The organism is Allocoleopsis sp. (genome assembly GCF_036703385.1).
GTDB lineage: Bacteria > Cyanobacteriota > Cyanobacteriia > Cyanobacteriales > Coleofasciculaceae > Allocoleopsis.
The window spans coordinates 1-11,483 of the sequence record NZ_DATNPA010000803.1 but is presented as its reverse complement, the minus strand read 5'-3'; the positions used below and the strand labels follow the sequence as shown (position 1 = coordinate 11,483).

The window sequence follows — 11,483 nt, the reverse complement described above, 5'->3', positions numbered from 1 at the left end:
TCATCCACAACTTCGCCGCACCATCATCTTCGCTCGTCACAACCTGGCTTCTGATGCTCCCATGTCCAAGATTGATTTGTTGGTGTGCCGCAATGCTCTAATCTACTTCAATGCAGACACTCAAGCCAACATTCTGATTCGCTTTCATTTTGCTCTAAAGAACAACGGCTTTCTTTTCCTCGGCAAGGCAGAGACAATAATCACCAAAAGACAAATTTTCACTCCAGTTCACCTGAAGCATCGGATTTTTGCAAAAGGGCTGAAACTGGGGATGGACGAACACTGGCAAATCAGTCCGCGAACAAGCAAAAAGCAAGCTGTCGATTTTCTAACCAGCCATATCCGCATCTGGCAAACAGCATTTGAGACGAGTCCCTTTGCCCAGCTAACAGTAGACTCCAACAGTTGCCTAATTATGGCGAACGAACAGGCAAACAGTCTATTTGGCTTAACTATCAACGACGTGGGGCGTCCCCTGCGAAGTCTAAAACCTGGGCAGATTCTTGGTTTATGCACGTCTATCCAACAGGTCAATAGGGATTTTCGTCCATTCACTCTGAAAAATGTAGAGTGGAGATCGCCAACGAATACAACCTATTTCGACATCTTTATCACCCCTGTTTTCAGTTCCGACGGTCATCTGGTGGGTATAAACTTGACCTTTACAGATGTTACTAGCAATAAGCAGCTTGAGAAGAGACTTGAATACGCGAATTTAGACTTAGCAAGAGTCTCTAAAACACTCGAACAGACAAAAGCCGCGCTAGACACCACACACGCTGAATTAGAATCCACTCAACAAGAGTTAGAAACTGTACACCAAGAGATGCAAGTTATCGATAAGAATTGAAGAGTGACAGTTTTTTAGAGGAAGAGGGACGTGAGCAGATGTTGTAATTCCGGAACTTTTATCATTGCTTCTATAACTTAGTAACTTACAAAGTTACAGACTTCCAAACTAACAGACTTACAGGAATAAGCCCGCGAAACTCCTAGTCATGTCAACCCCTTCAATCCATCTAGGGTGCGGAATGGGGGCTACAACAAACGGTATGGGTCAGAAATAGCTGGAATACCTCAAAATAGAAATGATATTACTTCGATAAACTACGCTCTTGACTCAGCAGTGCAACACTCAACGTCACGATCGCCACTCCCAGCAGTTGCAAACCCTGTAGTGTTTCCTGAATCGTTAACCAAGCCAAAATCACCGTCAGTGCTGGATTACTTGCGCCAATCATCGAGGCAGATGTCGCACCGATCAGGCGAATCCCGAAGTTGTTCATCAGGTGCCCGACAAAAGTAGCGATCGCAGACAGGAGCGCTCCAATCCACAGGGGAATCCAGAACAAATAAGCATCCTGTACATTCCAGATTACAAGACTCGCGGCGGATAACCCTAAGGTAGTTGCAAAACTAATCCAAGTAAAGGGAACAGGATGCAGGGTTTCAAAACTCTTTTGAGCCACAACTGTATAGAGAGCATACACAACACCGGAGGCAATCCCGGTGATGATACCGATGAGGGTGAGGTGATTCGTTGCCGTCTCAGTATAGGGCATGGTCAGAAAACTGCCCAGTAGTACCAATCCCATGACACTCCAGCGAAACAGCGTCGGACGAGTCCCAAACCATCGCCAGGAAAATAGCGCCGTGAAAACAGGATAAGTAAAGAACAGAGTCATGGCAATGCCCGTAGGAATTAGCCCAATGGAAATATAAATCATTGCCAGGTAGAGAAACATAAGAACCCCGCATCCCACAGATTGCAGCAGCAGAGTGCGTTGTTCTATATTCCCTAACTGTCTAATATCTTTCCAGGTTGCAGGATAGAGTTTCGGTGCGAGGAGTGCCATCAATGGAACGACTAACAGCATTCGCATGAACATCAATAAGAAAGAGTTCTCCAAGGTTGGCGTAACAAAACCCCCCGTCTGGAGAAGTCCTAGAATCGTGTGTTGGTTGAAGAGAACTCGAACAATTACATTTTGAAAGCAGAAAAAGACAGATGATAGCAGAACGATCAGGAAGCCAAGCACCGCTGAAATTGACGATGAAGTACAGTTTGATTTTACTGAGGGGATGACCTGAAAAGGTTTTTACTGTTCCACCTCTCGAACTAAATCATCTAACTCCTGCTGCATCTTTTCGCAGACGAGGTTATAGCAAGCCTCCACATAATCACTATCATGGGCGGCTTCTCGACCATAACGCTCAAAAATAATCGGCGGACAAACCCTGGTGTGGATTTGTACAGGGAGTGGAATATTAGGCAGAGGGCCGATCGCTAATCCCCAGGGTAATCCCAGATAAATCGGAAAAACTTCTGGATCGATATCCAAAAACCAAGGAATTCCCCATTCATGGAGTTGTCGCACTTGTTGATACAAGTCAGCCAAGACAATCAGTGTATCGTGCGCACCAGAGGAAATCAGCGGCACAATCGGGACATGGTGCCCTAGTGCCAGTTTGATAAAGGCTTGATTACCACCCAAGCAGATTTTGTCACGCAAGGTATGGGATCGAAATACATCTTTAGCTCCACCAGGATACACGAGAACACTGGCACCTTTTCGCAAAGCTGCGATCGCCATTTTAGGATGCGCCGGGACAGCGCCAACCTGTGCCGCGAGGTGTGCGACCATCGGAACTGCCTTCCAGACACACGGATGCATCAGACCATAGACAGGCCGCTCAGTACCAAATCGTCGAAACCAGTCATACATCATCATGAGCATATCAGGGGCGGCTAGCCCTCCATTATGGGAACCGACGAGCAGGACTTGGTCATAAAGCCCAATATTGTGCCAGCCGCTCGTTTGTACCCGGAAATAGTAGTGATACAGCCACTCCCACAGCGGCATTAGAGATTGAATAACTTTAGGATTACGTTGATTTAAAGACCATCCCGGTTGTGCTGTTGGGTCAGGTTGTTTAGGCATCGGCGAATTAGAGTGGGATTGGGAAGTATTAAGCAGTTACTGAACTTTATATTGTTTCGTTCTGGTTGAATATACTTTACGGCTGATAACTTCACAGGGGAGGTAACTTCTTTAACAGAATTGGGGTTCTCATGCTTATGATACAGGTAGGATAAGTGATACCAAATCCAGGTTAACTACCCCTTTTTTGGTGGAAGGCAGAAGGGAAAAAATACTTAAGCCGAAAAGCGGGTTAGCAAGGCGGATTTGGTATGACCTACTACAAGCGCTAACTAAGCTAACAGGCGTTCAATTTTGCATAATCAAATTTCTGAAACTCTTGTGGAATGGGCATCTTGCCCGTTCATAAAGTGCAACTTGAAGGCGCGACAGCTTACTGCGGGGTAAAGCGTTTTTTTCTCAACGTTCACCATACAGATAATTACTTGCCTCGTTCGCTATTTTTCCCAAACCGCGCATCCTGTAAGGTATTACCAATACCCTGAATTACACCACGAACCACCAACCCAATACTTCTACCAATCACTTGAGTGAGGACGTAGACAACACCTTTACCAGCCCAAGCAACTGTAGAACGCAGGCGAGGCGCGATCGCATCCCGTGCCTCAAAGGCTATAGTCACAGCTAACTGAATGCCCTGCAACTGTTCTAATTCTTGACGACGAGGGACATAAATTGATGCCTGTTTGATGCCAGTGTCACTCAGGACAAATAAATTATATCGACTCTCAAAGATGGCTTTTGGCTCTTCTAGCCATTGTGCAAGGCGATATTTCCAAGATAAATTATTGCGGAATTTGGCAATTTCTCGTGATGAAATGAACTCCCTATCATAAAAAGCTTGCTTAATTATTTCGCTGTCCGGAAATTCGTTTAATAGGGGTTGAATTACAGCATTAGCCGCTTGAATAATCAGGTTTTGTAGTAATATTTCTGATTGGGCTAGAGCTTCAGGTGTCTGAGCGGAATAAGATACATTATCAATCATTAAGGGAGTTTCAAATAACTGTTGGGATAAAAACTCAATCATCAAGGGAATTTTATCTAAAATTGAATTTTGGACAATACCAGCGTAGCCAAACAAAACATTAACGACTTCCAGTTCTTGGTTACCCATTGGTAACGTGTAATACTTGCCAAAAAAATTGATGACTGAGGTTTGCCACAAATCCAGCAAAATTTGCGATCGCTTTTGGGGAAGTTGGTCAATCGTGACCTGGGAAAAACGCAACTCCTCTAGCGTTTCCTCTAATTGTTGTAAAACAATATACAGTAAATCTCGCTTTTTTTCAGCTGCAAGAATATCAATTTCTAACGGGACACCACTGAGGTTGGACAAACCCGATTGGAGCTTTGCCAAAGTCACATCAAAAGGTGTAGCTGGCTGAGAAATTGGGTCTTGGGGATTGGACGCGAGGGAGTAAGGGGCTGAGGGGGTAACAGCAGAGCGAGAGGTTAGTACAGCCCCAGAGTTTGAGTGGGGACGTAGCCCAGTTCGGGGGTGAGGAAGTGAATTGCTCCCGCTCTCTCGGTTGGCGTCTGTGTCCCTCTCTCCCATCACAATGACATCGGTCGGTAACAGCTGATTGACTACCCAGCGGGCTGCCAAAAGTTCTCGGCGGCGTCCACTCCAGAACAACCAGTCGAGGTTGGAAAGATTGGGTTGTTGTAGCTCTTGTGTCACCAACGCCAAGGTATCTTCGATCTGTCGCAGTCCGTAGGAGCGCAGTTTATGATGCCAGCTGGGAGGGCTTACAGACTGTGGTTGTGCGGGTGGCAGTTCCAGTAGCATCGGCCAATAGGCTTGACCGGATACAAGCTGGCGAATGACCTGGACGAGTTCGGCAATGGCAACTCCTTTAGGGCAATAGCCATTAATACCGGACTCTTTTACAGCCCTGAGCAATAAAGGCTCTGATTGTGATGTGAGGAGTAATACTGGCAAATTAGGATACTCGGTCTTCAGCCGCTGGCACAGTGACAATCCAGACAACAGATTGGCGTCAGAGCGACCACCAGCGAGTTCCAAAACGATCGCATCTACGGGCTCTAGCTGCAAGCTCCCCAGCATTTCTAGAGCGTCTGTCCCAGTGTCTACCTCAGCAACAACTTCTATGTCAGGAAAGGCTGCCAGAGCCGTGCGTAGACCCAGCCGGAAGATTGGGTCCTCATCAATCAGGAGAAGGCGAGTCAGCGTCGCCTCTCTTCCATAGGGAAGCGAGGAAGTAGGGGGAGGAGAGGAGTTCACAGATAAATTCGGGACTTGCAACCTTTGTTGGAGGAGGAGAGGTTTTTTGTTGCATTCTCCCTATCTCCCCCTTTGCCAATCAATTGTCTTTAGTTTGCCTCACTAGGAGCGAATTGCCCTTGGCTACTGCTGGCAGCTTTTTGTGTGTTCCAAGCGGAGATAGCTGCTTGAGCTTGTGAGTAAAGCGCTCGTTCAGGCGGAATCTGAGAAGCAGTTGCGATCGCAGCATCGAAGCGTCCTTGAGCAGCGAGGGCTGCCGCTGCATCCAGAATCGGACGGTCTTGGGCGGTCTGAACTTGAGCCACCCAGTTAGCGATCGCTTTCTGAGCTTCAGGATACAGGGGTCGCTCAGAACGAATTTGCCCAGCGGTAGAAATAGCGGCAATTAAATCCCGGCGTTGAGCAAAGGCTTCGGCTAAATCCAGGATGGGCTGGTCTTCGAGCGCTTGAATCTGCCGAGTCCATTTGGCGATATCAGTTTGAGCCTCGATCCGCTGGGGCTGCCCCAGCTTAATTTGACTGGCGAGTTCCACAGCGGTCTTCAGCTCTACTATCGTCCCTCCCTTTGCCAGTTGTTGAGCGCCCTCTAGTGTGTTGCGGTCATCAATAAGCTGAATTTCCTTACGCCAGTAAGCAATTAGGGTTTGGGCGCGTTGGCGTTGGGGACGCCCTGGCGCGATTCGAGTCGCTTGCTCAATCGCATAGACGAAACCGGTCCGTTGCTGGAAGCTGGCGAAAAAGCTGGCTAATTGCAGCTGGGAAAGATCTTGTAACTGAGACTGCCACAGGGTGGCTCGTGATGAGGCTATTTTGTGAACCGGGCTTTTCTGCTCAATGGGGCGTACCGCTGCCAGAGCGTCCACTAAGGCGAGAATATGGCCTTTCTTCGCGGTTTCGCTGGCGCGGCTGAGCCGCATCCAGTCCTGAGCTTCCGCGTATTGAGGGGTCGTTACGGGAATCTTGGTTAGCACCCTAACAACTCCCGCAAAATCCTGCTCCTGGAAGAGCGTTGCTGCCATTTGCACAACGGTGCGACTCCAGCGGGCTTGTTCCTGTAGTACCTGAGCTTTGGTATAGGTGTTGGGATTGATCTGAGTGGTCAGAGCGATCGCTTCCACCAACTGCTCCAGGGTATTAGATTGTGCCAGTTCCCGTGCCTCCTCTAACTGCTGCCATGCCTCTTTTTCTGCTGTCAGCTGCTTGAGCAGGGCATCCACACGGGCTAAGTTCCAGGATTCTTGAGTAAGTCGCGATAGTTCTGTAACAAACACAGAAGCTTTCTGGAAGCCTTGCACTTTCAGGGCGTCCTGAAATTGGCGAGTAATAGCCTCTGCCTTGTTAAGTTGCTGTTGCCAGGTGGTGATTTTGGCTTGCGCCTCAGCATAAATAGGGCTACTGAAGGGAATTTTCTTGGCGATCGCGATCGCGTTTACTGGGTTCCCCTCATGAAGTTGCTGCTGTGCGAGATTCAGGATTGCTTTAGACCACGCCGCCATTTGGCGCTGTGCCTCTGGGTAGAGAGGGTGCCCTGAAGGCCAATGCTGAACCAACTGGATTGCCGCGACTAACTGCTCTAATTTCCCAGACTCAGCTGTCCGCTGAGCACAGTACAAGCGATCGCCATCAGCGGACAAGGCAGAGATACGTCGGCAATCAATCGGAGGTGGCAGCTTCGTTAATAACAACACCCCTGAGGTAACAGCCACTCCCATGATGGAGATGATACTCAGCCACAGCATCGTCCACCGCCAAAAGCGAACCTGCAATCGACGCTTCTTGAAAGGAACAAGGGAAGTGGGAAGTTGAGAAGCTTCTCCATTTCCATCGCCCAACTCGCCACTGGATTGGCGTGAAGAGCGTTGAGTGTTGTTTACCAGTCGGATGACCAGTTTGCGTCCCCGTCGTTGACCAACTTTAAAGGGCGCTTGGACATGGAATCGGTGCAATTCTTTCTTTGGCACGGATACGCGATGAGTCCCTGGTAGGCGATATTGATAAGGATGAGGGATAAAGGATAAAGGACAAAACAATTTTTCATACTTGGTCCTTCATCCTTCCTACTTCAGCCAATCACTTCGTCTTTAGTCTAGGAGACTGAAATCGAGTGATTCGCACTCATTGTATAGGGTTCACAATAGGATGAGTGAGCAAATTTTGGAGTGACTAGGGTGGCATGAGCCTAAGCATTCGGCATTGGCTAGCGGAGCGCCACATTGAACGCCGCCAACTGGGACATGACAGTGCCCAGATTGCGGGCATTGCCTTTCGCCTCGCCCAGGATATGGAAGTCAAGAGCCTCAATCCTTTTGCGATTAGTCCCTTGACAGACGTTTTGGAGCTGCCGCTAACAGCTGCATGGGAAGCAGCTCCAGCCCTCTCCCAGTTGAGTATCGGACTGTTGCGGATTCTGAGTCGGAAAAAGCCATTAAAGCGTAATGAAGGCACTTGGCTCACCTTTCAAGTTGCTTATCTCAATGCATTACAAGGAATTTTAGAACAAGAATCGCAATTGAGAAGACCTTGGGTTAACCGAGCTTTGGTGCCAGCAGGGCAAGATGCTGACCAATCCCTGAGCGACCCGCAATTGGTCGCCTTGCTCAAAACGTTGCGACCAGGACGCCTCAGTGATAGTCAAGCGGAGCAGGCTCTGTCGCTGGTGGCTGACTCGTTTTTGGTACAGCAGATGAATAATTTGGCGATCGCATGGTTTATCGCCAATGGTACGGAAGACACTGAAGCCAAATTGCTCACGCAACGCCTGAGTCATGGATTACCCGGTTATCTGCTCACGGTGATTGCAGAGAATCCCCTGCCCTTAGCGCAGCTACAAAAGTTTGTGCGCCTGGGCAATTTAGGTCCTTTGCGAGACACGACGATCTCGCCGATCCCCGCCCAACCCTTAGAACTCTCGACCGCTTCGCTGCCGCTTAACCTGAATCGGGAGTACTACCGAGCCGCGCTAACCTGCGCCCTCAGTGAACCCCTACTGGCAGAACCCTTTTCCCTGAAGGATTTATACATTCCTCTTAAAGGGCGAGTGGTTCGGGATGAGGAATACCAGGCTCAAGAGTACTCCTCTTCAGCACCAGGCTCCTCACGACCCGTCGATTTGATGCAATGGGCGATGTCCCAGTTGGATGATAAAACCAGTATTGCCGTCATCGAAGCCGCGGCGGGCGGTGGCAAGACCAGTTTCTGCCAGATTTGGGCAGCCCATGTGGCTCAAGTACTCTATCCCAATTGGATGCCAGTGTTAATCCGACTCAGAGATGCCACCTTAGGGCAAACACTGGAGCAGACACTGGAATCCGCCTTTCCTGTAGGACGCTTCACGGATACAGATGGCTGGTTCTCCCCTAACTCGCCGCCCTGCTTACTTATCCTTGATGGAGTGGATGAACTGCCTCGCTCAACTCAGACAGAGCGTCACCTCTGGACGTTTATGGAGCAGGTCATGCGCTTTCATAATCAGGACACTGATAGCACAGGTCTACCCCGCCACAAAATTTTTCTAACCAGCCGCCGCGCTACGTTAGATGGCTTGATCAAAAAGTCAAGGCAAACCAGTACGCTTTATTTACCCGATCAGCTGCACCGAATTGTTGTGGAACCGATGGGGCAGGATGAGTTCCGGCAATGGTTTGGTGCCTGGGCAAAACTGCAATCTAAATCCATCGCTCAGGCTTATTTTAGTTTCTTGAAGCATGGGGGAGCGTTTAAGCAACGTTCGTCCGCCAAGGACTTAGCTAGCTTGGTCACGCGCCCTCTCATGCTTTATTTATTGGGCGTTTTACATCGAGATAGCTGGATTGATGAGAGTATTTTCCAGATGGGATCGCCCCAAGTTCAGTTTGAAATTTATGACCGGATAACGCGCTGGCTGTTGGGCGAACCGGCTACGGGCGAGGGACCTCTACCGGAACTCATTCGCGAAGGTTTTGCTCATGCTAGCCGCAGCTTGGAAGCGATCGCTAATCTGCTTCAGGGTCGCGATCCCCAAGAATTGCGCCGCCAAATGCAACTCGCGGCACTGATGATTATTCAAACGGGTCAATATCAGGTGTCATCGGATGCGATCGCCCAAGGGGCACAAGCGTTGCTAATCGCCCAAAGGGCAGCACCAGAAGCAACCGTCAGACATTCTAGCAATGAGCTGACGACCAAGGTTTCTCCTCCAGCACTTCCAGCCCTCTTTTTCCGCTCCCAGCCGCTCAAAGGATCGAAAGTGGGACGGTTGTTAGCGCAGCGCCGGAACTCATACGAAAATGTAGCTCGAGTTGAAAGCCTAAAATATAACCTTCAACCTGCTAACCTTCAACCTACTAACCTTCAACCGACAACCCCCGCACCTTCTTCAACCTTGTCTTCCCCAACCCATAGCGTTGAATTCTCTCACCCCAGCTTAGGGGAATACCTGGGAGCTGAAGCCATTGCCAAACAGTTAACGGCTCTCACCCAAAAAGTTCCAGACCAGTACAATGAAATCACATTTGTACTCCACGACGCTCTCAGCGTTGCCCAGCATCTTTACGCACTGCTGGGATATGGGATTTTGTCGGCAGAAATTGAAGCCCTCGTCGTTGAGCGTCTGCGACGGGAGCAAAGGCGTAATTCTAGCGTTTTTTCCTTTTCTTTGCTCTTTCAACGCCTTTATCGCTTTTATCGAGCCTATTGTCGAGGGCAGTGGATGGATGAAGGCGTTGCTCACCAAGCTCATTCCCAGCTGTCTGCACTCAACAATCCTTTGAATGTCTTACAAATTGATGCGGCAGTTGGGATTAATGTCTTTTTATTGCTATGTTCGGGAGCGCAAGAAGCACAAATTCCCTTCTGGCCTTGTGGAAACCCTGATATTCCTCAGGAATTTGATCCCGACCTGCTGTTAAGTTTTATGGGTCGAACCGCAGCTCTCTCTCCAACGGCTTTTTGGCAACGGGCACGAGGCAGTTTGAGGAAAATGCAGTTAGCAGAAGCCTGTCTCAATCAGGCTATGCTTGCCGAGGCCAATCTAGGACACGCCAATTTATCGGCAGCGGAGTTAATTGGGATCAATTTGGCAAGCGCTGAGCTTCATCATGCCAATTTGTCCTGCGCAAGTCTTGCAGGTGCTAATCTCTCGAATGCTAATCTCTTTGAAGCGAATTTAGAAGGAGCCGATTTGTCCGGTGCGAACCTCAAAGGAGCCAATCTAAAATCAGCAAATCTCACTCATACCTGTTTGTTTCAAACAAAGTTAGATGAACCGAGCAAAGATTTTGCGATTCATAGCGGAGCGATCTTTTCCTCAGAAGAGTTCCAAGCTTACAAGCAATCTTTAACACCGACAAAGATTCTGGGCAAAGTTGAAGATGATGAAAGTTTAGGGGAAGAAACTCCAATCTTTATGGAAAGTGCAGAAGGAGAACTGGTGTTACCGGAAGCTCGGTATAGCAATGAGCGCAATGACAATGACTACGAAGGGGAAACCGCCCGAATTGAAGACGAAGACATTAGGCCGGAAATATCAGCTTTCTCTGACCCTGGGTACGGTGAGAGCGATGATGAATATGGAGATCAAGAGACGGCGATCGCTAATCCACTCGATTATCCCTAATTCATCGACCCCTGAAACTGCCATTCTCTCCTAAGTTTTGCAGCGACTAACCTTAGTTGACGGACTTCGCTTGCACCTCGGATTTATTCGTTCGGTAACCGTAGAAGTCAATCTTGTACTCCGTAATCCGCACTCCCGTTTGTTGCTCAATTTGGTTGAGTACATCTTCGGGCAATTGTACAAAGACATCAATAATTTGATTCGTATCCAGGCAGTTAACATGGCTGTGAGCATCACAGACGTTGCCGTACAGACGACCATCCGAACGCTCGATACACTCGATAATGCCTTGACTTGATAGTGCCTCCAAATTCTGATAGACGGAGGTATGACCGATCGCTTTACCTTGCTGATTTAATCGGTCATAGATTTCTCGAGCTGAGAGATGTTCTTTGGCTTGCCAAAGCAGTTCTAAAATGAAGCGACGTTGACGACTCAAACGCATCCCCAATACTTGACATTTATTGAGGGCGTCTTCCAGTGAGCGAATCGGTTTCACAGTTGCCGCTTCATATTGCATAGTTGAGGCTCTTAATGTATTGGTTGGCGTATCCATAAATTCCTTGTCTTTCATTGTAGCGACGAGACTCAAGTCCTTGCGCCCAGACTTCAGGAACTTCAGCCAGTCGTTAGTCGTTAAAATAATTCCTAAAAAATTTTGGAAAGACTGCTGGCAACCGCTTAAGTTACGATCCGAGCT

At 48.6% G+C, this 11,483-nt stretch carries 7 protein-coding genes; 2 read left to right on the top strand and 5 right to left on the bottom strand.

Annotated elements, in window-relative coordinates:
• Window positions 1–850: CheR family methyltransferase (locus tag V6C93_RS37260; protein WP_333481743.1), on the top strand; the 850-nt coding region annotated here is incomplete at its 5' end.
• A 244-nt stretch (window positions 851–1,094) separates the two neighbouring features.
• Here V6C93_RS37260 and V6C93_RS37255 read toward each other — a convergent pair.
• From V6C93_RS37255 to V6C93_RS37240, 4 genes are all read right to left on the bottom strand, one after another.
• Window positions 1,095–2,039, bottom strand: a complete 945-nt coding sequence (locus tag V6C93_RS37255; RefSeq protein ID WP_333481742.1) for a DMT family transporter — start codon at window positions 2,037–2,039, stop codon at window positions 1,095–1,097.
• Between the two features lie 60 nt (window positions 2,040–2,099).
• Complete coding sequence (locus V6C93_RS37250) at window positions 2,100–2,942, bottom strand: lysophospholipid acyltransferase family protein (RefSeq protein ID WP_333481741.1); 843 nt, start codon at window positions 2,940–2,942, stop codon at window positions 2,100–2,102.
• A 421-nt stretch (window positions 2,943–3,363) separates the two neighbouring features.
• Entirely contained in the window at window positions 3,364–5,190 is a 1,827-nt protein-coding gene (locus V6C93_RS37245) for a DUF3685 domain-containing protein (RefSeq protein ID WP_333481740.1), read from the bottom strand.
• Between the two features lie 89 nt (window positions 5,191–5,279).
• Window positions 5,280–7,220, bottom strand: a complete 1,941-nt coding sequence (locus tag V6C93_RS37240) for a hypothetical protein (RefSeq protein WP_333481739.1) — start codon at window positions 7,218–7,220, stop codon at window positions 5,280–5,282.
• 143 nt (window positions 7,221–7,363) lie between these two features.
• Here V6C93_RS37240 and V6C93_RS37235 point away from each other — a divergent pair, with 143 nt between their 5' ends.
• On the top strand, window positions 7,364–10,783 hold the full coding sequence (locus tag V6C93_RS37235) for a pentapeptide repeat-containing protein (RefSeq protein ID WP_333481738.1): 3,420 nt from the start codon (window positions 7,364–7,366) through the stop codon (window positions 10,781–10,783).
• A 52-nt stretch (window positions 10,784–10,835) separates the two neighbouring features.
• On the opposite strand, the gene V6C93_RS37230 is transcribed toward V6C93_RS37235, so the two are convergent.
• The gene (locus tag V6C93_RS37230) at window positions 10,836–11,303 is read right to left on the bottom strand and encodes a Fur family transcriptional regulator (RefSeq protein WP_349262962.1); all 468 of its coding nucleotides are present in this window, start codon (window positions 11,301–11,303) and stop codon (window positions 10,836–10,838) included.
• Window positions 11,304–11,483: the final 180 nt, after the last annotated feature.

Coding starts and splice junctions, on each gene's coding strand:
- V6C93_RS37230 (WP_349262962.1), bottom strand. CDS start 11,303: ATGCAATATGAAGCGGCAACTGTGAAACCGATTCGCTCACTGGAAGAC.
- V6C93_RS37250 (WP_333481741.1), bottom strand. CDS start 2,942: ATGCCTAAACAACCTGACCCAACAGCACAACCGGGATGGTCTTTAAAT.
- V6C93_RS37235 (WP_333481738.1), top strand. CDS start 7,364: ATGAGCCTAAGCATTCGGCATTGGCTAGCGGAGCGCCACATTGAACGC.